Raw genomic sequence first — 22,680 nt, forward strand, 5'->3', positions numbered from 1 at the left:
GGGCACCTAGAGGATGCCGAGGTTGCGCTGCAGCTCGTAGGGCGTCACCTGCAGGCGGTAGTCCTGCCATTCCGCTCGCTTGTTGCGCAGGAAGTGCTCGTAGACCTGTTCGCCGAGGATCTGCGGCATCAGCTCGGAATCTTCCATGGAACGGATGGCATCGTGCAGGCTCGCCGGGAGCGGATCGTGGCCCATGGCGCGCCGTTCTGCCGAGCTCAGCGACCAGACGTCGTCTTCTGCGGCCGCAGGCAGGTCGTAGCCTTCCTCGATGCCTTTCAGGCCCGCACCGAGCAGGACGGCGTAGGCCAGGTAAGGGTTGGCCGCTGAGTCGATTCCACGGTATTCGATCCGTGCGGACTGGCCCTTGCCCGGCTTGTACAGCGGCACGCGGACCAGCGCGGACCGGTTGTTGTGACCCCAGCTCAGGTAGCTCGGTGCCTCGCCCCCGCCCCAAAGGCGCTTGTAGGAGTTGACGAACTGGTTGGTGACGGCGGTGAACTCCGGGGCGTGCTTGAGGATGCCGGCAATAAACTGCCGGGCCGTCTTGGACAGCTGGAACTCGGCGCCGGCTTCGAAGAACGCGTTGGTGTCGCCTTCGAACAAGGAGAAGTGCGTGTGCATGCCGGAGCCCGGGTGGTCGGTGAACGGCTTGGGCATGAAGGTGGCGTACGTGCCCTGCTGCAGCGCCACTTCCTTGATCACGGTGCGGAAGGTCATGATGTTGTCCGCCGTTTGGAGCGCGTCGGCGTAGCGGAGGTCAATCTCGTTCTGTCCGGGTCCGGCCTCGTGGTGGCTGAACTCCACGGAAATGCCCACCGATTCCAGCATGGTTACCGCGGTGCGGCGGAAATCCTGCGCCACGCCACCCGGGACGTGGTCGAAGTAGCCGCCCTCGTCAACCGGCACCGGTGCACCGTTCGGGCCCGGTTCCTGGGACTTCAGGAGGTAGAACTCGATTTCCGGGTGGGTGTAGCAGGTAAAGCCCATGTCCGCGGCCTTGGCCAGCGTGCGCTTCAGGACGTTGCGGGGGTCCGCTGCGGAGGGTTCGCCGTCGGGGGTGAGGATGTCGCAGAACATGCGTGAGGTCTGTTCCGTCTCGCCACGCCAAGGCAGGATCTGGAACGTGGACGGATCGGGCTGGGCCAGCATGTCGGATTCGAAGACCCGGGCCAGCCCTTCGATGGCGGAGCCGTCGAAGCCAAGGCCTTCTTCAAAGGCGCCCTCGACCTCGGCCGGCGCCAGGGCTACGGACTTCAGCGATCCCACGACGTCGGTGAACCACAGGCGCACGAAACGTACGTCGCGCTCTTCGATCGTGCGCAGGACAAATTCTTGCTGGCGGTCCATGATGGCCTCTTCTCCGGTCAACGTTCATGCTCCGGGGCCCGCGCAAAGGGGAAAGCCGGCAGCAGTTCATCAACACTGTACTAATCATTCGGCGCCGATGCTTGAGCCTGAGCCGTGCGTAACACAGCATTAACCTCCGGAGCGGTCCGGGAAGCGCCCTGGCGGCTTTCGTGCGAGATATCGACGGCGTCCCGGGACGGCCGCTATGACGCTAATCACCTTTGCCCGGAACGGGCTGCGGTAGAAAGCACGGCAGGTCCCGCACTACGCTCATCCCATGGCCACCAGCAACAGCTCCGACTCCAGCGCGTCCGCCGAAGTACCCGCCCCGTACGGCAGCGGACCCGGCCAGCACGAGGCTCCGGCCGCCGGCCGGAAACCAGCCAAGGTCCGGATCCACCACCTGCAGCAGGCCAAGCGGGACGGCACCAGGTTTGCCATGCTCACCGCCTACGAGCAATACACGGCGGAGATCTTTGACGCCGCCGGCATTGAGGTGCTGTTGGTCGGTGATTCGGCCTCGAACAACGTCTACGGCAACGAAACCAGCCTTCCGGTCACCGTGGACGAACTGCTGCCGCTGTGCCGGGCCGTGGCCAGGACCGCCAAGCGCGCCATGGTGGTCGCGGACCTGCCTTTCGGCAGCTACGAGGTCAGCGCGGAACAGGCCGTCGCCACCGGCGTCCGCTTCCTGAAGGAAGGCCTGGCGCATGCGGTGAAGATCGAGGGCAGCGCTTATTACGCCCCAACGGTGCGCGCAATGGTTCAGGCGGGCATCCCGGTGATGGCCCACATCGGCTTCACGCCGCAGAGCGAACACGCACTGGGCGGATACCGGGTGCAGGGCCGGGGCGAGGACGCCCGGCGGCTGATCGATGATGCCCGCGCCCTGGCCGACGCAGGCGCCTTCTGCGTGCTCATGGAAATGGTCCCGGCCGACACCGCGGCCGCGGTGGACGCTGCCGTGGACGTTCCCACCATCGGCATTGGCGCCGGGAACGCGACCACGGGCCAGGTACTTGTCTGGCAGGACATGGCCGGCCTGCGGGGCGGCCGGATGGCCAAGTTCGTCAAACAGTATGCGGACCTGCGCACCACGTTGCTCGACGCCGCCACCGCCTACGGCGACGACGTCCGCTCCGGCCAGTTCCCCGGCCCGGAACACTCTTTCTAAAGGCGCCGACGGAACAGGCGGGCCGGCACCCGGCCGGCCTGGCCACCCAACCGGTCAGTCGTCGTCGCCCTTTTCCCAGGCCTCGTTGCGCGCCTTGACCTTCTCGATGGCGTGTTCGGCTTCTTCCCGGGTCTTGTAGGGCCCAATGAGCTGGCTCCAGTCGGAGAGCCGGTCTTCTTCCACTTCGTGGGTGTTGACGTTGAACCAGTACTCAGTCATCGTTGCTCCTCGTTCCGGCGACAGGAAAGCCGCGGGGTGATCCACGTAACACAACCACTTACGTGTGCCCTCCGCCGCTTGTCGGTTGTTAGGCGTTCTGCGGTGCCTTATATGATCAATCTATGCCTTCCCTTGCCTCTACTGCACCCACCGGCACCCTCACCCCGGGTACCGTGGGCCCGCAGCGTTCCGTCCCGGCGTCCATCCCCCGTCCGGAGTACGTCGGCAAGCCTGCCCCCGCCAAATTCACGGGTTCGGAGGTCAAGTCCGCCGAAACGATCGAAAAGATCCGCGTCGCCGGGCGGATCGCGGCCCAGGCCATCGTGGAGGTCGGCAAGCACATCCAGCCCGGCGTCACCACCGATGAGCTGGACAGGGTGGGCCACGAATTCCTGCTGGACCACCAGGCGTACCCCTCCACGCTGGGCTACCGCGGATTCCCGAAGTCCCTGTGCTCGTCGCTGAACGAGGTCATCTGCCACGGCATCCCGGACAGCACCGTGGTCCAGGACGGCGACATCCTGAACATCGACATCACGGCCTTCATCAACGGGGTCCACGGCGACACGAACTACACGTTCCTGGTGGGTGACGTGGACGAGGAATCACGGCTCCTGGTCGAGCGCACCAAGGAGTCGCTCAACAGGGCCATCAAGGCGGTGGCACCGGGGCGGGAAATCAACGTGATCGGCCGCGCCATCCAGTCCTACGCCAAGCGTTTTGGCTACGGTGTGGTGCGGGACTTCACCGGCCACGGTGTCGGCGAGGCTTTCCACACCGGACTGATCATCCCGCACTACGATGCCGCCCCCGCCTACAACACCGTGATCGAAGCGGGGATGGTGTTCACGATCGAACCGATGCTCACCCTCGGCACCGTGGAGTGGGACATGTGGAGCGACGACTGGACCGTGGTGACCCGCGACCACAAGCGCACCGCCCAGTTCGAGCACACCCTGCTGGTTACCGAGACCGGTGCGGAAATCCTCACCCTGCCGTAGTCTGTCCCCTGCCCGCACACGGCATCCGCTGCCCGTGCAGGCCCCAACCTGTCGTGGGGCTGCCCCAGGCCGCCCCTTCCCTGCCCGCCCCAGCCTAGAACGGAATCCCATTGGCCAAGAAGGACGAGAAGTCGCACAAGAACGCACCACTGATCGGTATCGACATCGGCGGTACGGGCATCAAGGGCGGCATTGTCGACCTGAAGAAGGGCAAGCTCCTGGGTGAGCGATTCCGCGTGCCCACCCCGCAGCCCGCCACCCCCGAGGCCGTTGCCGAAGCAGTGGCCCTGGTGGTCGCCGAGCTCTCCGCGCGCCCCGAGGCGCCGGAGGCCGGCTCCCCCGTGGGCGTGACCTTCCCCGGCATCATCCAGCACGGCGTGGTCCACTCCGCCGCCAACGTGGACAAGAGCTGGCTGGATGCGGACATTGATGCCCTCCTCACCGAGCGGCTGGGCCGCCCCGTGGAGGTCATCAACGACGCCGATGCCGCCGGCCTGGCGGAAGCCCGGTACGGTGCCGGCGAAGGGGTCGCCGGCACCGTCCTGGTCATCACCCTGGGCACGGGCATCGGCTCCGCCTTCATTTTCGACGGGAAGCTGGTGCCGAACGCGGAACTGGGGCACTTGGAGATCGACGGCTTCGATGCCGAATCGAAGGCCTCCGCCGTGGCCCGCGAACGGGACGGGCTTTCATGGGACGAGTACAGCGTGCTGCTGCAGCGGTACTTCTCGCATGTCGAGTTCCTGTTCTCCCCGGAGCTGTTCATCGTCGGCGGCGGAATCTCCAAGCGCGCGGACGAGTACCTTCCCAACCTCAAGTTGAGGACGCCGATTGTTCCGGCCGTCCTGCGGAATGAGGCCGGGATCGTTGGCGCGGCCCTGGAAATCGCATTGCAGCACAAGCTCACCAAGTAAAGGTGGTGCCGGTGGCGGCCGCGGCTTCCCCTCCGCTGCCGCCACCGGAGCTTAGAGTGGGCTCTTCTCGGAGCCTTCGGGCCGGAGGCGCCCTTGGCGCCTTCCACGGCTTCGTGGCGGAGCAGTGCAATAGCCGATTCGAAGTCCTCCAAGGACTCGAATGCCTGGTACACGCTGGCAAACCGCAGGTACGCTACCTCGTCCAGCTTCTGGAGTGGTCCGAGGATGACCAGTCCGACCTCGTGCGCGTCAATTTCGGCGGCGCCGGAGGAACGGATCTGTTCTTCCACCTCCTGGGCCAGCATGGCGAGGTCGTCTTCGCTGACCGGGCGGCCCTGGCATGCTTTGCGCACGCCATTGATCACCTTGCTGCGGCTGAACGGCTCGCCCACGCCGGAGCGCTTGATGACGGACAGGCTGGTGGTTTCGACGGTGGTGAACCGGCGCCCGCATTCGGGGCACTGGCGACGGCGTCGGATAGCCGAGCCGTCATCAGCCATCCGGCTGTCAACGACGCGGGAATCGGGGTTGCGGCAGAACGGACAGTACATGGCGTTTCCCCTTCCCTTCCGGCGTTGAACGGCAACGAAACCGGCAGTGCCGCTGGACACTGTTGTTAGGGTCCCAGTTTACGGCTGAGGCCCGGGTAATAACAAGCCTGTAATTACTACATGTTGTGCCCGCCGGCCTACATGTAGTGGCTAGTCCCGTGCAGGAAACCGCGCGCTGACGGCGTCCCCGTGGGCCGGCAGGTCCTCGGCACGGGACAGGCTCACAATGTGGCCGCTGACCTCCGCCAGGGCCTCCCGGCTGTAATTGACCACCTGGATGGCGCGCAGGAACGTGGTGACGTTCAGCCCGGACGAGAACGCAGCGGTCCCGCTGGTAGGCAGCACGTGGTTCGAGCCTGCGCAGTAGTCCCCCAGGCTGACGGGGCTGTAGTCGCCCACAAAGATCGCACCGGCATTCCGGATCCGCGCTGCCACGGCGGCGGCGTCCCGCGTCATGATCTCCAGGTGCTCGGCAGCGTAAGCATCGCACGCGGCAATTCCCTGGGCCAGGTTGTCAACCAGGACGACGCCGGACTGGGGCCCGGACAAGGCCTCCCGGACGCGGGCGGAGTGCTTGGTTGCGGCGGCCTGCCGCTCAAGCTCGTCCCGTACCGCCATGGCCAACGGCTCCGAATCGGTGACCAGCACCGATGCTGCCTTGGGGTCGTGCTCGGCCTGGCTGAGCAGGTCGGCGGCCACCAGCGCGGGCTGGGCGGAGTCGTCGGCAAGGATGGCGATCTCCGTGGTTCCGGCCTCCGAATCGATGCCCACCACTCCCTTGACCAGGCGCTTTGCGGTGGCGACGAAGATGTTGCCTGGCCCGGTCACCACGTCCACCGGTTCCAGTGCGGGGCCGGCGTCGCCGGCGTCCACCCCATAGGCAAACGCGGCGATGGCCTGTGCGCCGCCGATGCCGTAGACCTCGGTGATACCCAACAGCGCCGCTGCAGCGAGGATGGTGGGGTGCGGCAGGCCACCGAATTCCTTCTGGGGCGGCGAAGCAAGGGCAATGGATTCCACACCTGCCGCCAGTGCCGGCACCACGTTCATGATCACCGATGACGGGTACACTGCCAGGCCGCCCGGAACGTACAGTCCCACGCGCGCTACGGGTACCCAGTTCTGGCTGACGACGGCGCCGTCGCCCAGTTCGACATCAACGTTGCGGGGCCGTTGGCGGTCGGCGAATTTCCGTGCCCGGCTGATGGATTCCTCCAGTGCTGCCCGCACCTCCGGGTCAAGACCGTCCAGGGCTGCCGCGATCGCCTCCCGGGGAACCAGCGGATGGCGCTGCTCCACGCCGTCGAACCTTGACGCAAGGTCCGACAACGCCGCGAAACCGCGCTGCCGGACGGTGGCGATAATGTCCAGGACCTTTTCCTCGGCGTCCGCCACGGTCTGGCCCTTGGCGCGCGGAACGGCGGCGCGGAGGGCCGCGAGGGTCAGGGTGCGGCCGCGAAGGTCGATGGTGCGGAAGTCGACGGCGGTTGTCGCGGGGGCAGGAGGCTGCGGGGAAGTGGTCACCGGACTATTTTACGGCGCTGTTCCTGCCCGCCGGTCCGCCGCCGCTGCCGGCGGGCTTCCGGCCTGCCATCCCCACCAACTCCAAAACAAAAACCGAGACCGCCGTGGCAGCCGGCCACAGCAGCAGCACCGGCAACGCCCGGAGTGAAAAGGCGATGCTGGCATTGGCCGAGGCGTCCACCGCCGGGCCCCAGAGCCGGGCTGCAAGGAGGCCGGTTCCCCAAGCCGCCAGGCTGCCGGCCACCGCACCGACCAGGCCTGCCAGCAGCGCCGCCTGGGGGTCCGGACGCTTGCCGTCGGCCAGGAACACGGCCAGCAGGCAGCCGGCCAGGACCATGATTCCGGCGAGCGTCAGGTCGCGTGGCAGCCACACCAGCGGTGCCGTTCCCGATGCCAGGGAGGCGTTCCGGGTGATCAGGTTCAGGCCGCCCGGGGCAAGCAGCCACCAGAGGAGTCCGGCCGGGACTCCTGCCGCGGCCGGGACCAGCAGCAGGGACCAAGGCAGCCGCCGCGCGGGGCGGCCAAAGTTCGTCATGACAGACACCTTAACAAAGGTTCCTGCGGAGCCCGCCAGCGGTTCCAAGGCTCTGTGTTTTCCCGCCTGGCCCGGGGGCCAATACGCTTGGGGAAAGAGATATGCCACTTAGTGCAGGAGTTCCGGTGACCGACAACAGCGAGCCCTTTGAGCAGACGTTCAGGGAGATGTTCCGGCGGCATGCCGCGGGCGTCGCCATCATTACCGTGAACTACCAGGACGAGCCCTACGGGTTCACCGCGACATCGGTGGCCTCCCTGTCCGCCAAACCGCCGCGCTTCACGTTCAACATGGCCCGCAGTTCCAGGTCCTGGCCTGCCGTTGCCAACACCCAGTTCCTGGGCGTCCACATGCTGGGCCTGGAAAACCAGGAACTGGCAGCCCGGTTCGCCCGGCCCGGCAACCGGTTCGAGGGGAACCACTGGGAAATCGGTCCGCACGGGGTGCCCATCCTGAAGGATGTGGCCGGCTGGCTCATCGGCGAGGTGCAGATGCGGCTGTCGTTCGAAAACAACGCCGTGGTGGTGGTCCAGGTGGTGGACGGCCAGGTGGGCGGCGACAGTGCGCCGCTGCTGTACCACGGAGGCGCCTACGGGCAGCCTGTCCCGCTGGACTACGAAATCTAGCGGACCCCACCGCCCCGGGCCCGCGCTGAAGCGACCCGAAGCCAAAGGCGCGGACGACGCCGGAAGCCGGCTTCCGGCGTCGTGCTCCCCTGTGTCAGGCGTCCAGGCAGGCCGGGCCCAGCAGCACTTTCAGGTCGCCGAACAGGGACGGGCTGGGGTTCACCCGCAGGTGGACGGGCAGGCCCATGATTTCCGTGCGGGTGTCGCCCTGGAGGTGCAGCCGCACCTCCGAGTTGCCCCGGTGCGTGCGCAGCACGTCCCCCAACTCCGTCACCACGGCCTCGGTTGCCTTGTAGGTGGGCATGGTGATGACCAGCGGCCCGTGCAGGCCTTCGCTCAGGTCCGGAACGGACAGCTCCATGCAGTTCAGGGTGATTGCGCCGTCGTCGCGCTTTTGCAGGCGGCCCTTGACCACCACGATCAGGTCCTCGGCGAGCACGGAGGCGATGGGCCCGTAGACCTGGCCGAAGAACATCACTTCGATGGAACCGCCCAGGTCCTCGATCTCGGCCCGGGCGTAGGCATTGCCGCTGGCTTTGGCGATGCGGCGGCTCAACGAGGTGATCATGCCGGCGATGGTGATGATGGCGCCGTCCTGCGGCCCGTCCTCGCCGATGATGCTCGTGATGCTCATCTCCGCGTGCTGGCTCAACAGCCCCTCGAGGCCCTGCAGCGGGTGGTCCGAGACGTACAGGCCCAGCATGTCCCGTTCGAAGGACAGCTTGTCCTTCTTCTCCCACTCGGGCAGGTCCGGGATTTCGATACTGAGCGACGCTTCCGATTCGGCTTCCTCAAAGCCGGCGAAGAGGTCGAACTGGCCGATCGCCTCGTTCCGCTTCAAGGTGATGACGGAATCGATGGCCTCTTCGTGGATCATGGCCAGCGCGCGCCGGTGGTGGCCCAGGGAGTCGAAGGCACCGGACTTGATCAGGGATTCGATGGTCCGCTTGTTGCAGACCACCGCCGGTACCTTCATCAGGTAGTCCTTGAAGGACGTGAAGGCACCTTCACTCTCGCGTGCGGTGACCATGGCCTCGACGGCGTTCGCACCCACGTTGCGGATGGCGCCCATGCCGAAGCGGATGTCGTTGCCCACCGGGGTGAAGTTCAGGGCGGACTCGTTGACATCCGGCGGAAGCACCGTGATGCCCATGCGGCGGCATTCGTTCAGGTAGATTGCCGACTTGTCCTTGTCGTCACCCACGGAGGTCAGCAGTGCAGCCATGTACTCGGGCGCGTAGTGCGCCTTCAGGTAGGCCGTCCAGTAGGAGATCACCCCGTACGCGGCGGAGTGTGCCTTGTTGAAGGCGTAGTCGGAGAAGGGCAGCAGGATGTCCCACAGGGTCTTGACGGCCTCCATGGAGTAGCCGTTGTCCTGCATGCCCTGGGAGAAGCCGGCGAACTGCTTGTCCAGTTCCGACTTCTTTTTCTTGCCCATGGCCCGCCGGAGGATATCTGCCTGGCCCAGCGAGTAGCCGGCCAGCTTCTGCGCCACGGCCATCACCTGCTCCTGGTACACGATCAGGCCGTACGTGCCGCCGAGGATCTCCTTGAGCGGTTCCTCCAGCTCAGGGTGGATGGGAATGACTTCCTGGATCCCGTTCTTGCGCAGCGCGTAGTCGGTGTGGGCATTGGCGCCCATGGGGCCCGGCCTGTACAACGCCAGGACGGCGGAGATGTCTTCGAAGTTGTCAGGCTTCATGAGCTTGAGCAGGGAGCGCATGGGGCCGCCGTCGAGCTGGAACACGCCCAGGGTGTCGCCGCGGGCCAGGAGTTCGTAGGACGGGGCGTCGTCGAGCTCCAGGTTTTCCAGGTCGAGTTCGATGCCACGGTTCATTTTGATGTTCTCGAGGGCATCGGAAATGATCGTCAGGTTCCGCAGGCCCAGGAAGTCCATCTTGATCAGGCCAAGGCCCTCGGACGTCGGGTAGTCGAACTGGGTGATCACCTGGCCGTCCTGGAAGCGGCGCATGATGGGGATGACATCGATGATGGGGTCCGAGGACATGATGACGCCGGCCGCGTGCACGCCCCACTGGCGCTTCAGTCCTTCGATGCCCAGGGCCGTTTCGAAGACCTTGGCGGCTTCCGGGTCGGTGGCGATCAGCTGCCGGAAATCGCCGGCCTCGCTGTAGCGCTTGGCGTCGGGGTTCTGGATGTCCGCGAGCGGAATGTCCTTGGCCATCACGGCCGGAGGCAGGGCCTTGGTCAGCTGTTCACCCATGCTGAACGGGTAGCCCAGGACGCGGGAGGAGTCCTTGAGGGCCTGCTTGGTCTTGATGGTGCCGTAGGTGACGATCATGGCGACGCGTTCGTCACCGTACTTGCGGGTCACGTAGTCGATGACTTCGGAACGGCGCCGGTCATCGAAGTCGACGTCGAAGTCGGGCATGGACACGCGGTCCGGGTTCAGGAAGCGCTCGAAGATCAGGCCGTGGCGCAGGGGGTCGAGGTCGGTGATGCGCATGGCGTACGCCACCATGGAACCTGCACCCGAGCCACGGCCGGGGCCAACGCGGATGCCGTTGTTCTTGGCCCAGTTGATGAAGTCGGCAACCACCAGGAAGTAGCCCGGGAACCCCATGGACGTGATGACGCCGAGCTCGTAGTCCGCCTGCTTGCGGACCTCGTCCGGGATGCCTCCCGGGTAGCGGTACTGCAGGCCCTTGTCCACTTCCTTTACCAGCCAGGAGGTTTCGTCCTCGCCGGGCGGGCAGGGGAACCGGGGCATGAAGTTGGCGTCCGTGTTGAAGGACACCTCGCAGCGCTCAGCGATCAGCAGGGTGTTGTCGCAGGCTTCCGGGTGATCGCGGAAAAGCTCACGCATCTCCTGCGGGGATTTGAGGTAGTAGCCGCTGCCGGAGAAGGCGAACCGCGAACCGCCGTTGTCGTACGTGGGTTCGAGCAGCGTGGAGCCCGACTGGATGGCCAGCAGGGCCTCGTGGGCCTTGGCATCGTGCTCGTGGGTGTAGTGGAGGTCGTTGGTGGCCACCAGCGGCAGGTTGAGGTCCTTCGCGAGCCGCAGGAGGTCGCCGGTGACCCGCCGCTCAATGTCCAGTCCGTGGTCCATCAGCTCGCAGAAGTAGTTTTCCGCGCCGAAGATGTCCCGGAATTCGGCGGCGGCTTCCAGCGCTTCCCGGTACTGGCCGAGCCGGAGCCGGGTCTGCACTTCGCCGGAGGGGCATCCGGTGGTGGCGATCAGCCCTTCGGAGTAGGTGTTGAGCAGCTCGCGGTCCAGCCGCGGCCACTTGCCGAACACGGAGTCGAGGGAGGCGATGGAGGAGGCCCGGAAGAGGTTCCGCATACCCACGTTGTTGTAGCTCAAGAGCGTCATGTGGGTGTACGAACCACCACCGGAGACGTCGTCCTTGCGCTGGGATTCGTCGCCCCAGCGGACGCGTTCCTTGTCCGTGCGGGCCGTGCCGGGCGTTACGTAGGCTTCGACGCCGATGATCGGTTTGATGCCCTTGTCCGTGGCCTTGCGCCAGAAATCGAACGCCCCGAACAAGTAGCCGTGGTCGGTGGTGGCAAGGGCGGGCATGCCCAGGCGCTCGGTTTCATCGAACAGCTCGCCCAGGCGGGCAGCTCCATCCAGCATGGAATATTCGGTGTGGGTGTGCAGGTGGACAAACGAATCTTTGCTGGAACTCACCGCACCATTCTAAGCGCTGGCGGTTGGCGGCCCGGCCAGGCCGCCCGTGTCAGGCCTGTCCCGATTCCAGCACTTCCAGGGCGTAGGCCAGGTCCTGCGGGTAGTCGCTGGTGACGGTGACGCGTTCCCCTGTCACCGGGTGGTCGAATCCCAGCTGGCGGGCGTGGAGCCACTGCCGGGTGAGCCCCAGGGTGGCCGCAAGGCGCGGGTCGGCGCCATAGGTCAGGTCACCGGCGCAGGGATGGCGGAGGGCTGAGAAGTGGACCCGGATCTGGTGCGTCCGGCCCGTCTCCAGGTGCACTTCCACCAGGCTGGCCTTCCCGAAGGCCTCCAGGACTTCGTAATGGGTTACCGAGGGGCGGCCGTCCTCGATGACGGCAAAGCGCCAGTCGTGGCCGGGATGCCGTCCGATGGGGGCGTCGATGGTGCCCGTCAGCGGGTCCGGAAGGCCCTGGACCACCGCGTGGTACACCTTGTCCACGGTGCGCTCCTTGAAGGCCCGTTTGAGGGCTGTGTAGGCCCGCTCGGACTTTGCCACCACCATGACCCCGGAGGTGCCGACGTCGAGCCGGTGCACGATCCCCGCCCGCTCCGGTGCGCCGGAGGTGGAGATGCGGTAGCCTGCGCCGGCCAGTCCGCCCACCACGGTGGGGCCAACCCAGCCGGGCGAGGGGTGCGCCGCGACACCCACAGGTTTGTCGACGACGACAAAGTCCTCGTCATCCAGCAGGATCTTCAGGCCTTCCACAACTTCCTCCACGACTTCCAGCGGGTCCCGCCGCTCCGGGACGGTGACGTCAAGGACATCCCCCGCCACAAGTTTTGCCGATTTCCCCAGCGCCTTCCCCCGGGTGAGCACATGGCCCTCGGCCAGCAGGGATGCAGCCACGGACCGGGACACGCCGAGGAGGCCGGCCAGTCCGGCGTCGGCCCGGGTCCCGCCGAATTCCTCGGCCACGACGATTCGCTCACTCATGGCCGGGCTTGTCCTTGTGCGCAGTGCCGAGGCGCGTTCCGTCCAGGGCGATTCCGCGAATGGTCAGGATGCAGATGATGGCGACGGCAGATACTACGGCTGAGTCCGCGATATTGAAGATCGCAAAGTTGGGAAGCTGAATGAAGTCCACCACATGGCCCATGCCGAAGGATGGTTCGCGGAAGAGCCGGTCGGTCAGGTTGCCCAGGGCGCCGCCCAGCAGCAGCCCGAGAGCCAGCGACCACCAGGCCGAGCCCAGCTTCCGGACCTGGAAGAGAATGGCCACGGCGACGCCGGCCATGATGATCGAGAACACCCAGGTGACGTTCTCCCCAATCGAAAACGCGGCACCCGAGTTCCGGATGAAGTACCAGTGCAGCAGGGGCGGCAGGACCGGGATCCTTTCGCCTTCCACCATGGTGGATGTCACCCAGAGTTTGGTGAGCTGGTCCAGGACGTAGGCAAAGACCGCGAACCCGCCAAAGAGGGACAGCAGCACAGCCCGTCGGGGGCGCGGAGAGGAGGGGGCCGGCCGTGCGGCGTCGGCTGCAAGTTCGTCAGTCATGGTGCTTTCACTTCGAAAAACTTAGGTGTCAATGCCAAAAGCCGGTGGCCGAGGAATCCTCAGCCACCGGCTTTCAGAATACGTGTTGCCAGGGTTAGTTCGCTTCGCTGACTTCCGGCGTCGCAACGGAACCACGTGCGTCCAGATCGCGGAGCTGGCCTTCGATGTAGGCCTTCAGGCGTGAACGGTAGTCGCGTTCAAAGCCGCGAAGCTGCTCCACCTTGCGCTCGAGGACCGAGCGCTGCTGCTCCAGCGCGCCCAGGATCTTGCGGGACTTTTCCTGTGCATCGTTGACGAGGCTGCTCGCTTCGATCTGCGCCTCGGCGATGATCTTGTCCTTCTGCGCCTGGCCTTCGGCGACGTGGCGGTCGTGCATCTGCTGCGCCATGGCCAGCAGGCCGGCAGCGGACTCGGCGGAAGGAGTGGAGGCAGCGGGCGCTGCGGGGGCGGCTGCAACCGGAGCGGCCGGCTCGACGTCCTTCTTCTTGCTGGCTTCTGCGGCCTTCGCGTCGGCTTCAGCCTTCTCGCGGGCCTCATCCTTGTCGGACTTGACCGGGGCGGGGACCTTCTCCACCACAGGTGCGGCGGTGGTGCTTGCCGGGACGCTGGAGCCGGCGTCGGCGAGCTTCTTGCGGAGCTCGTCGTTTTCCTGGTTCAGGCGGCGGAGTTCGACGACGATTTCGTCCAGGAAGTCGTCAACCTCGTCCTGGTCATAGCCCTCGCGGAACTTGGTGGGCTGAAAGCGCTTGTTGACAACGTCTTCTGGCGTCAAAGCCATCTGGTCACCTCACTGGTCTGGTTAGTCAGTAGGCCTTCCGGCCGTCAAAACTACGGTACCTAAATTTGGTCTGCTTACTCTAATTCAACACCGCGGTGTCAAACGGGAGGTTCTTCGCTTTACAGTAGCTGTTCCCGGGAGGATCATCCTGCATTGCCAAGTCTTTGTTGGTGGATCAGGCCAGGTTCCTTGTGATGCTCATCGCAATGCTGACGCCGATGAACAGGATCAGGAAGCCCAGGTCCAGGGAGATGCCGCCGAGCCGAAGGGGCGGGATCATCCGCCGCAGCCCCTTGAGCGGCGGATCAGTGATGGAATACACAGCGTGCGCCACCACGAGGGCCGCGCCGCGTGGCCGCCATTCCCTTGCGAACATCTGCACCCAGTCGTAGACCAGGCGGATGATGAGGGCCACGAAGAACAGCAGCAACACGAGATAGAGAAGTCCGAAAACAATTCCCATGACTTATTTCATATCTCCATATTTCGTGCGGACCATCCCGTTCGGATGCCGCGGTGTGCTGCAGTTGTCTTGTCTATTTCAGCACAGATGCCAGACAGGTGTCCCTGCCTGGCATCTGTGGTCGGCCTTGGCCGTCAGCTCTGGTTGAAGAAACTGGCCTGTGTGTCGCTGACTTTCTTGTCGTCACCGATCACTTCGACGTAGGACGGTGAGAGCAGGAACACCTTGTTGGTAACCCGTTCGATGCTGCCGCGGAGGCCGAAGACGAGTCCGGCCGAGAAGTCCACCAGGCGCTTTGCGTCTGCCTCGCCCATGTCCGTGACGTTCATGATCACCGGGATACCGTCCCGGAAGCTCTCACCGATGAGCTTGGCATCGTTGTAGGAGCGGGGATGGATGGTGGTGATCTGCCGAAGTCCGGTGTTCTCTTCACGGCTCGAGGCCGCACGCTTAATCGGGGTCACTGGGGCGCGGTATTCCTCTTCAGGGGTGTAGGACGCCTCACGGCTGACTTCGCGGACCGGTGCCGGAGCACGGCGTTCCTCGCGGTCGACTTCCATGGGTTCGTCCTCATCCTTACGTGTGGTCTGTTGCTCGGACTCGTAATGCTCATCGCCGTCGGCGAGCCCAAGATAGATCATTGTCTTGCGCAGAGCGCCGGCCATGGTCGACTCCTAATCGTGTCCCGTAAGCGGGCCGCCCAATGACTTGACAGCACTGGAGTCCCCCGCCCATCACTTCCAACAGGACCGACGCTACCCCACCGCGGGACGCGAACCGAGAATATCGGAACCGATCCGCAGGTGTGTCGCCCCGAACTTGATGGCGGCCTCCAGGTCCTGGCTCATGCCGGCCGAGATGGCAGCAGCCCCCGGATGGTCGGCCACCAGCCGGGCCGAGACCGCGGCAAGCTTCTCGAAGGCCGGCTCCGGCGGCGCCCCCAGCGGCGCAACGGCCATGACGCCGGCAAGGTGGAGGCCGGCTGACGCGGCGATCCGCTCCGCCAGGAGTGGCACATCCGCCGGGGCCGCCCCGCCGCGGTGCGTGCCGCCGTCGTCCTCCAGGCTGACCTGGATGAAGCACTCCAAAGGGTCCCGCCCGCCGGAATCCATCTCGTTCCGCACTGCCTTGGCGAGGGCGTCCACGAGCTGGAGGCGGTCCACTGAATGGACGGCGGCGGCATACCGGACCACCGACTTGGCCTTCTTGCTCTGCAGCTGGCCCACGAAATGCCAGTTGAGGGCCAGGCCGGCCAGTTCGGCGGCTTTTGCGGCCGCCTCCTGGTCCCTGTTCTCGCCCACATCGGTGACCCCGAGAGCCGCGAGCCGACGGATGTCCGCGGCCGGGTGGAACTTGGTGACCACGATGAGCGACGGCGGCCGGCCGCAGCGGCCGCTCGCCTCAGCGGCCGCTGCGATCCGGTGGCGTACCGCGGCCAGCCTGATGGCGAGTTCCGCTGCGCGGGGATCGGACGCCGGGGCCCCGGCGCCCTGCGGATACTCAGTCATGGCACCACACCAGCCCGGCGAAACGTCCGGTGTTCCGGTCGCGGCGGTAGGAGAACAGCCTGTCGGTCTCGAGGGTGCAGGGACCGGAGTAGGCCACTTCCACGCCGGCGGCCCCGAGCTGGCTCCGGGCTCCGGCCGGGAGGTCCAGCCCGGGGGTCCCCCAGGACGTGGTACTCCACGTCGCGGGCACCTTGCCGGCTACCTCCTCGCGCAGGGCGGCAGGTACTTCGTAGCAGGCACCGCAGATGGAGGGCCCCAGCCAGGCACGGATACGGGACGCCCCCAGGGATTCCATGGCCTCCACGGCCGCGGGGAGCACCCCGTTGGCGGTGCCGGGACGGCCGGCGTGGACGGCGGCGAGGACAGGCCCGTTGGACGACTCCCCCGCGAGCAGGACCGGGATGCAGTCCGCCACCATGACGGCCAGGGGAATGCCCTGGGACACCATGGCATCGGCTTCGGGAACGGGAGAGTTCGCGTCCATTAAAGCGACGGAGGTGCCGTGGACCTGGTTCATGAAGCGCAGTGACCGCGGAGCGGCACCGATGGATTCCTCCAGGCGGCTCCGGCGCTCCATGACCCGGGCGGGGTCGTCTCCCACGTGCAGGGCCAGGTTTCCCGCGCCCGCATCGGTGAATGCGGCCGACACCCCGGGCAGGATGTCGGCGCGCCAATGGAACAAGCCGGTGCCTACTTCAGGAAGTCGGGGACATCCAGGTCATCCGGGTGGTTTCCGGTCAGGTCCGGCTCCACGACGGAAGGGAGGTCGACGTCGAAGCCGGAGTCGGCCGGGACGGCAGACGGACGCTGCTGGCCCCAGTTGCTCAGGCCCGCCGCACCGACGCCGGCGTGGATGGGCTGGACGTTCTGCTGGTGGCTTCCGTTGCCCTGGTGGTTTCCGCCCTGGGAGTGGGCCGAGGCAGGGGCCGCAGCGGGGGCAGCGGGCCGCTGGGGGGCGGTCTGCGGCTGCGACTGGTCCATGGACGGTGAGGTGGCCTTGACGTCGTCGAAGCCGGCGGCGATGACGGTGACGCGTGCTTCGTCGCCCAGGGCGTCGTCGATGACGGCACCGAAGATGATGTTGGCCTCGGGGTGGGCCACTTCCTGGACCAGCCGTGCGGCTTCGTTGATCTCGAACAGGCCCAGGTCGGAGCCGCCCTGGATGGAGAGCAGCACGCCGTGGGCGCCGTCGATGGAGGCTTCCAGCAACGGGGAGGCAATGGCCAGCTCGGCAGCCTTGACAGCGCGGTCCTCGCCGCGGGCAGATCCGATGCCCATGAGCGCGGAGCCGGCACCCTGCATCACGGACTTGACGTCCGCGAAGTCGAGGTTGATCAGGCCGGGGGTGGTGATGAGGTCGGTGATGCCCTGGACACCGGACAACAGGACCTGGTCGGCGGAGCGGAAGGCGTCCAGCACCGAGACGTTGCGGTCGCTGATGGAGAGCAGCCGGTCGTTGGGGATCACGATCAGAGTGTCCACTTCATCACGCAAGGCGTCGATGCCGGCCTCGGCGGAGCCGGCGCGGCGCCGGCCCTCGAAGGTGAACGGGCGGGTGACCACGCCAATGGTCAGGGCCCCCAGGGAGCGTGCGATCCGCGCGACGACGGGAGCGCCGCCGGTGCCCGTTCCGCCGCCTTCGCCGGCGGTCACGAAGACCATGTCGGCGCCGCGGAGGACTTCTTCGATCTCGTCCGCGTGGTCCTCGGCAGCCTGCTTGCCTACCTCCGGGTTGGCGCCGGCACCCAGGCCGCGGGTCAGCTCGCGCCCGACGTCGAGCTTGACGTCGGCGTCGCTCATCAGCAGGGCCTGGGCGTCGGTGTTGATGGCGATGAACTCAACACCCCTGAGGCCGACCTCGATCATGCGGTTGACTGCGTTCACGCCACCGCCGCCGATGCCGACGACTTTGATGACGGCCAAGTAATTCTGCGGAGCTGCCACGTTACGTGTCCCTTGTTCGTGTCTGTATTGCGAAAACTGATGGTGAGCTTGAAGCCTGCAACCTTAACCTTCGACTTGAAGGTTATAGTTATGTCAAGTAACTCATGTCTGTGACGGTATTTCCTCTGGTTCCGACATTCAATGACCGGGTCCGCGTGTCGGATTAATACGGGGAAAGAAAGCGCTCAGCGCGTCACTGGGTGCCTGGGCACACTGACATCGTAGACCCTGACGGGGTTCTTCGGATCCGCCGGAACCTTCAGGAGCGCGGCCAGCACCTTGGCCTTGAGTTCCTTCTCCGACGCGTTGCCCCACACGATCGTCTGGCCGTCCACAAGCTTCAGCTCCACGGCGTCCACGGACTGGGCTGAGGCGTTGGAAAGCCTGGCCAGCACGTCCGCGGGCAATGCACCCAAGACTGCCGCCGTGGCACGGAACAGATCCTGGCCGATCGCTCCGGCGCCGCCGTCAATCACCGGCAGCGAGGCCGATGCCGGGTCGGCCGTGGTACCCAGCTGGACGCCGTCGACGTCTACCAGCTGGTACTGCTCCCCCTGCTTGACCAGGGCTACCGGAACCCGCTCATGCACGGCAATGGCAAGCGTGGAAGGTGGCCGTGCCTCGACCGAGACGGACTTGACCTGGACCAGGGGCCCGAGGAGGCCGCGTACGTCGTCGTCACTGATCTGTGGCAGCGGCTTGCCGCGGAGCGGCTCCAAGGCGGCCTGGACCTGGGCGGGCGTCAGGAGCCGGGTGCCGCTGACCGAGATCGATTGCAGGGCGAGGACGGGTGAATAGATGGCACCGGCCAGGATGCCCGCCACCAGCACCAACACCGTTCCGAGGGCAATGAGGAATCTCTTCCGGCGCCGCTTGGCTTTGGGCTCCGGGAACGCCAGGACCGTGGCACCGGCGGGTTCCTGCACTGTGGCCGCTTTTTCCGGGGCGTGGTCCTGGATCCCGCGGGAGGCGGTGATGACGTCGCCACCGGTGGCAGGGGGCGCCCCGTTCGCCGGGTCCTTCCGGGAAGCGGTGCCCGCCGCGGTGTCGGCACGATTGTTCCGCTTCGGAGGCGCGTAGGTGGGGCGGCGCGAGCTAGGCATGGAGCGCCTCCACGATCCGGGGGCCGTAGGCCGTGACATCGCCGGCCCCGACGGTCAGGACGACGTCGCCATCGCCCGCGGCTGCAGCCAGGGTGGCGACGGCGTCATCGGCGGCCACCAGCCGACCTCCCCCGGTGAGGTGGTCGGCGATGAGCTGGCTGGTGACGCCCGGAATGGGGTCCTCCCTGGCAGGGTAGATGTCCAGGACCAGGGCGGTGTCAGCCCGGTTCAGGGCATCGGCGAATTCGGCGGCGAACTCCCGGGTCCGGGAGAACAGGTGCGGCTGGAACAGGACGTGCACCTTGTGGTCTCCGGCGACGGAGCGGGCCGCGGCAAGGGCCGCGCGGACTTCCGTGGGATGGTGGGCATAGTCGTCGAAGACCCGCACTCCCCTGGCTGTGCCCTTCAGTTCGAAGCGGCGGGACGCTCCCGAGAAGCTGGCAAGGCCGGCAGCGGCGGCCGCCGGCTCCACCCCCAGCTCCAGGGCCACGGCAAACGCCGCCGCAGCGTTGAGCGCGTTGTGCCGGCCGGGAACCTGAAGGGCCAGCGGAAACTGCCCGGCGGGGTTTGCCACGGCGACGCGGCCCGGGCCGTCGTCGAGCAACCGAACGTCCGCGGCTTCGTTCGTGCCGTACAGGACCACCCGCGTGGCGCCGCGGGCCTTGGTCCTTTCGGCGAGGGCCAGCGCCCCGGCGTCGTCAGCACAGGCAACGAGGAGCCCGTCAGCGGGCAGCAGGGCGGTGAACCGGTCGAAGGACTCGTAGACGGCTTCGGCTGTGCCGTAATAGTCGAGGTGGTCGGGCTCGACGTTGGTGACGATGGCGATCCGTGGCCGGTAGTTGAGGAAGGAGCCATCGGATTCGTCGGCTTCCGCAACGAAGATGCCTGATGTCCCGTGGGCGGCGTTAACGCCAAGCGCCGGAATGTTGGCCCCCACGGCGAAGGAGGGGTCCAGCCCGGCGGCCCGCAGCAATACGGTGATCATGGAGGTCGTGGTGGATTTTCCATGCGTTCCCGCCACTGTCACCACGGCGTCATCCCCCATGGTGGCGGCGAGGGCCTCGGAGCGGTGCAGGACTGGCAGCCCTGCTTGCCTCGCGGCAGCCAGTTCCGGATTATCGTCCCTGATGGCCGACCCGGCCACCACCGTCTCCGCGTCCCCCAGGTTCTCCGCGTCGTATCCGACCGCGATGCGGGCACCGGCCGCCGCGAGGTCCGCCATGACGGGCAGGTCCTTGGCATCGGATCCGCTGACCGGGACGCCGCGTGCCACCATAATCCGTGCCACGGCGGACATGCCCACTCCCCCGATGCCGATGAAGTGCACCTTGCCGAGGATGTCCGTGCCTGCGTTGGTGTGGCTGTTCATGCGGATACCGCTTCCAGGACAAGACCAGCCATCCGCTGGTCGGCGTTTCGGATACCGAGCCGGTAGGACTTGGCTTCCATGGCCGCGAGCCGGGCCCTGTCGGAGATCAGGGGGATCAGTTCGCGTTCCACCCAGTCGGGCGTGAAATCACGGTCGGCCACCAGCACGGCGCCGCCTGCGGCCACCAGGCCGGCGGCGTTGAGGGCCTGTTCCCCGTTGCCGATGGGCAGCGGCACCAGGACGGCGGGAACGCCCACGGCGGCGACCTCGCAGACGGTGGCGGCGCCCGAGCGTGCCAGCAGGAGGTCCGCCGCGGCGTAGGCGAGCTCCATGCCGTCAATGTACTCCACCTGACGGTACCCCCCTGCGGTGAGGGGTTGGCCGGCCCCGTCCAGCACGGTCTTGCCGCGGCCGGTGACGTGCAGCGTCTGGATGCCGGCGTCGGCAAGCCGGCCCACCGCCGCGGCGATGGTCCGGTTGATGCTTTGCGCCCCGGAGGAACCGCCCGTCACGATCAACGTTGGCTGCTGGGGATCGAGCCCCAGGGCTTCCCTGGCCGCAGTCCTGGCAGCTTTGCGGTCCAGCCCGGAGATTTCCTTCCGCATGGGCATTCCCACGTGGACGGCGTTCCGCAGCGGGGTGCCTTCGAATGCCACGGCCACCCTGCCGTTGAGGAATGCCCCGACCCGGTTGGCCAGCCCCGGGCGCGCGTTGGCCTCGTGGATCACCACGGGAATGCGGCGCTTTCGTGCGGCCAGGTACATGGGGGTGCAGACGTATCCTCCCACTCCCACCAGAACATCGGCGTGGGCCCGGTCCAGGATGGCGCCGGCCTGGCGGACAGCGCCGGCCAGCCTGCCGGGCAGGCGGAACAGGTCCGCTGACGGTTTCCGCGGGAAGGGCACGCGGTCGATCGTAGCCAGCTGGACGCCGGCAGCGGGCACCAGGCGGGTTTCCATCCCGGATGGCGTTCCTACGGCGAGGATGTCCGCCCTCGGCGCTTCGCTCCGGAGTGCCGCGGCGATGGCGAGCAGCGGGCTGATGTGGCCGGCTGTTCCGCCGCCGGCCAGGACGATAGAGGGTGTGGCAGGTGTCATCTGAGGTTAGGCACGCTTTCTGGAATTCTTGGGTTGGCTCTTGTCGCGGTCTTTCCGGGCCTTGAGCTTGAGCATCCGTTTGGGCCGGATGGCAGGGGCCATTTGTTCCCGGGCGAGGGATAGAACCACGCCGATGGCGCACAGTGACATCAGCAGGGCCGAGCCGCCGTAGGAGATGAACGGCAGCGGCACGCCGATGACGGGCATCAGCCCGGTGACCACGGACATGTTGACGGTGGCCTGCCCCAGCAGCCAGACCATGATGGTGCCGGCCAGGACGCGGTGGAACATGTCTTCCTGTGCCACCACCACGCGGTAGATCGCGGCGCCCAGGATGGCGAACAGGACCAGTACGACGACGGTCCCCACCAGTCCGAGTTCCTCGCCGATGATGGCGAAGATGAAGTCGTTGTGGGCTTCGGGGATCCAGGCCGTGCTTTGCCGGCTCTGGCCCAGCCCCACCCCGAGCCAGCCTCCGGAGGCGAGGCCGTAGAGGCCGTTGGTTGCCTGGTAGTTGGCGTCGATGCCGTCGGCGCAGGACTGCCCGGTCCACCAGGAGGTGATCCGGCACATGCGGTTGGAACTGGTGATGGCCATGAAGGCAGTGCCGGCGGCGGCGATGATGCCCGCGATCCCGAACAGATAGAGCGGTACGCCTGCAAAGAAGAGGGCCGCGGCCACGATCATCATGATGATCATGGCCGTGCCGAGGTCGTTGCCCACCAGGATCAGGACGATGACGACCGTGGCCATGGGCACCGCCGGAACCAGCACGTGCTGCCAGCGGCTGAGCAGCCTGCCCTTCCTGGCCAGGACCGTGGCCATCCAGAGGGCAAGCGCCAGCTTGGCCGCTTCCGAGGGCTGGAAGGTGATGCCGCCGACGTCGATCCAGTTACGGTTGCCGTTGATTTCCGAGCCCACGACCTGGACCAGCCCCAACAGCAGCACGGCGGCGCCGACGGCGGGCCAGGCCAGCCGCTTGAGCCACACGACATTGACGCGCGAGAGTACGAACATGGTGAAGATCCCGATCGCCGCGAAAACGCCCTGCTTCATGGCGTCCCCATAGGGGGATTTGCCGGCTGCGATCGACTCGACGCTGGAAGCGGAGAGGACCATCATGATGCCGATGGCGGTCAGCGCAAGGGTGGCGCCGAGGATTAGGTAGTAGGTGGAACCGTTCCTGGAGGTTCCGGTGCCCTCCAGGGCGGACCAGAATTTCCTGTGCAGTGCCTGCAGCCTCATCCGGGCTGAAGCGGGCCGCCGCGCCTCCTTGGCTGCGGAACCGGTGCGCGGCTTGCTGCCCGGTGGCCGGGTGGGCGTGCTGACCATCG

Annotated in this window: 21 protein-coding genes and 1 pseudogene; 4 read left to right on the top strand and 18 right to left on the bottom strand. The window is 66.6% G+C overall.

What is annotated here, in order from left to right; genetic code table 11:
• Positions 1-6: 6 nt before the first annotated feature.
• Entirely contained in the window at positions 7-1,347 is a 1,341-nt protein-coding gene (gene glnA, locus ACX5I6_RS16935; protein ID WP_109864349.1) for a type I glutamate--ammonia ligase, read from the bottom strand.
• Positions 1,348-1,624: 277 nt separating this feature from the next.
• Between glnA and panB the strand changes: the two genes are divergently transcribed.
• Positions 1,625-2,521: a 3-methyl-2-oxobutanoate hydroxymethyltransferase gene (gene panB / locus ACX5I6_RS16940; protein WP_285248967.1), complete on the top strand. Its 897-nt coding sequence runs from the start codon at positions 1,625-1,627 to the stop codon at positions 2,519-2,521.
• Positions 2,522-2,575: 54 nt separating this feature from the next.
• Here panB and ACX5I6_RS16945 read toward each other — a convergent pair whose 3' ends face one another.
• Complete coding sequence (locus ACX5I6_RS16945; protein WP_018763572.1) at positions 2,576-2,740, bottom strand: SPOR domain-containing protein; 165 nt, start codon at positions 2,738-2,740, stop codon at positions 2,576-2,578.
• A gap of 122 nt (positions 2,741-2,862) precedes the next feature.
• On the opposite strand from ACX5I6_RS16945, the gene map reads away from it, so the two are divergent.
• On the top strand, positions 2,863-3,741 hold the full coding sequence (map, locus tag ACX5I6_RS16950; RefSeq protein WP_461841229.1) for a type I methionyl aminopeptidase: 879 nt from the start codon (positions 2,863-2,865) through the stop codon (positions 3,739-3,741).
• Between the two features lie 110 nt (positions 3,742-3,851).
• Positions 3,852-4,655: a polyphosphate--glucose phosphotransferase gene (gene ppgK / locus ACX5I6_RS16955; protein ID WP_461841230.1), complete on the top strand. Its 804-nt coding sequence runs from the start codon at positions 3,852-3,854 to the stop codon at positions 4,653-4,655.
• 62 nt (positions 4,656-4,717) lie between these two features.
• Here ppgK and nrdR read toward each other — a convergent pair.
• From nrdR to ACX5I6_RS16970, 3 genes and pseudogenes are all read right to left on the bottom strand, one after another.
• Positions 4,718-5,206 (bottom strand): annotated as a pseudogene (nrdR, locus tag ACX5I6_RS16960) (transcriptional regulator NrdR); the annotation flags it as partial.
• A gap of 150 nt (positions 5,207-5,356) precedes the next feature.
• Positions 5,357-6,730, bottom strand: a complete 1,374-nt coding sequence (gene hisD, locus ACX5I6_RS16965) for a histidinol dehydrogenase (RefSeq protein ID WP_461841231.1) — start codon at positions 6,728-6,730, stop codon at positions 5,357-5,359.
• Between the two features lie 4 nt (positions 6,731-6,734).
• Entirely contained in the window at positions 6,735-7,265 is a 531-nt protein-coding gene (locus tag ACX5I6_RS16970) for a hypothetical protein (protein WP_285248971.1), read from the bottom strand.
• Positions 7,266-7,390: 125 nt separating this feature from the next.
• On the opposite strand from ACX5I6_RS16970, the gene ACX5I6_RS16975 reads away from it, so the two are divergent.
• A complete protein-coding gene (locus ACX5I6_RS16975; RefSeq protein WP_461841232.1) occupies positions 7,391-7,891 on the top strand; it encodes a flavin reductase family protein in 501 nt (166 codons plus the stop codon).
• Between the two features lie 94 nt (positions 7,892-7,985).
• On the opposite strand, the gene dnaE is transcribed toward ACX5I6_RS16975, so the two are convergent.
• The 13 genes from dnaE to ftsW all read right to left on the bottom strand — a co-directional run bounded on the left by dnaE (position 7,986) and on the right by ftsW (position 22,678).
• Positions 7,986-11,543 carry a DNA polymerase III subunit alpha gene (gene dnaE / locus ACX5I6_RS16980; protein WP_461841233.1) on the bottom strand — a complete coding sequence of 1,186 codons (3,558 nt, stop codon included), beginning with the start codon at positions 11,541-11,543 and terminating at the stop codon, positions 7,986-7,988.
• Positions 11,544-11,592: 49 nt separating this feature from the next.
• On the bottom strand, positions 11,593-12,519 hold the full coding sequence (locus ACX5I6_RS16985) for an RluA family pseudouridine synthase (protein ID WP_285248973.1): 927 nt from the start codon (positions 12,517-12,519) through the stop codon (positions 11,593-11,595).
• Positions 12,512-13,084: a signal peptidase II gene (gene lspA / locus ACX5I6_RS16990; protein WP_461841234.1), complete on the bottom strand. Its 573-nt coding sequence runs from the start codon at positions 13,082-13,084 to the stop codon at positions 12,512-12,514. Before lspA ends, ACX5I6_RS16985 begins: the two co-directional genes overlap by 8 nt.
• Positions 13,085-13,178: 94 nt before the next feature.
• Positions 13,179-13,862, bottom strand: a complete 684-nt coding sequence (locus tag ACX5I6_RS16995; RefSeq protein WP_461841235.1) for a DivIVA domain-containing protein — start codon at positions 13,860-13,862, stop codon at positions 13,179-13,181.
• 175 nt (positions 13,863-14,037) lie between these two features.
• A complete protein-coding gene (locus tag ACX5I6_RS17000; RefSeq protein ID WP_461841236.1) occupies positions 14,038-14,325 on the bottom strand; it encodes a YggT family protein in 288 nt (95 codons plus the stop codon).
• 134 nt (positions 14,326-14,459) lie between these two features.
• Complete coding sequence (locus ACX5I6_RS17005; RefSeq protein WP_018763560.1) at positions 14,460-14,990, bottom strand: cell division protein SepF; 531 nt, start codon at positions 14,988-14,990, stop codon at positions 14,460-14,462.
• 90 nt (positions 14,991-15,080) lie between these two features.
• Positions 15,081-15,833 (bottom strand): YggS family pyridoxal phosphate-dependent enzyme, encoded by a 753-nt coding sequence (locus ACX5I6_RS17010; RefSeq protein WP_461841237.1) that lies wholly within the window; start codon positions 15,831-15,833, stop codon positions 15,081-15,083.
• Positions 15,826-16,515, bottom strand: coding sequence for a polyphenol oxidase family protein (locus ACX5I6_RS17015; RefSeq protein ID WP_461841238.1), 690 nt, complete (start codon positions 16,513-16,515; stop codon positions 15,826-15,828). The genes ACX5I6_RS17010 and ACX5I6_RS17015 overlap by 8 nt, the downstream gene beginning before the upstream one ends.
• Before the next feature lie 8 nt (positions 16,516-16,523).
• Positions 16,524-17,777 (bottom strand): cell division protein FtsZ, encoded by a 1,254-nt coding sequence (gene ftsZ, locus ACX5I6_RS17020; protein WP_018763557.1) that lies wholly within the window; start codon positions 17,775-17,777, stop codon positions 16,524-16,526.
• A 185-nt stretch (positions 17,778-17,962) separates the two neighbouring features.
• Entirely contained in the window at positions 17,963-18,880 is a 918-nt protein-coding gene (locus ACX5I6_RS17025) for a cell division protein FtsQ/DivIB (RefSeq protein WP_461841239.1), read from the bottom strand.
• The gene (gene murC / locus ACX5I6_RS17030) at positions 18,873-20,249 is read right to left on the bottom strand and encodes a UDP-N-acetylmuramate--L-alanine ligase (protein ID WP_461841240.1); all 1,377 of its coding nucleotides are present in this window, start codon (positions 20,247-20,249) and stop codon (positions 18,873-18,875) included. Before murC ends, ACX5I6_RS17025 begins: the two co-directional genes overlap by 8 nt.
• Positions 20,246-21,346: an undecaprenyldiphospho-muramoylpentapeptide beta-N-acetylglucosaminyltransferase gene (gene murG, locus ACX5I6_RS17035; RefSeq protein WP_461841241.1), complete on the bottom strand. Its 1,101-nt coding sequence runs from the start codon at positions 21,344-21,346 to the stop codon at positions 20,246-20,248. Before murG ends, murC begins: the two co-directional genes overlap by 4 nt.
• 6 nt (positions 21,347-21,352) lie before the next feature.
• Complete coding sequence (ftsW, locus tag ACX5I6_RS17040) at positions 21,353-22,678, bottom strand: putative lipid II flippase FtsW (RefSeq protein ID WP_461841242.1); 1,326 nt, start codon at positions 22,676-22,678, stop codon at positions 21,353-21,355.
• Positions 22,679-22,680: the final 2 nt, after the last annotated feature.

This window comes from Arthrobacter sp. MMS24-T111, assembly GCF_054888995.1.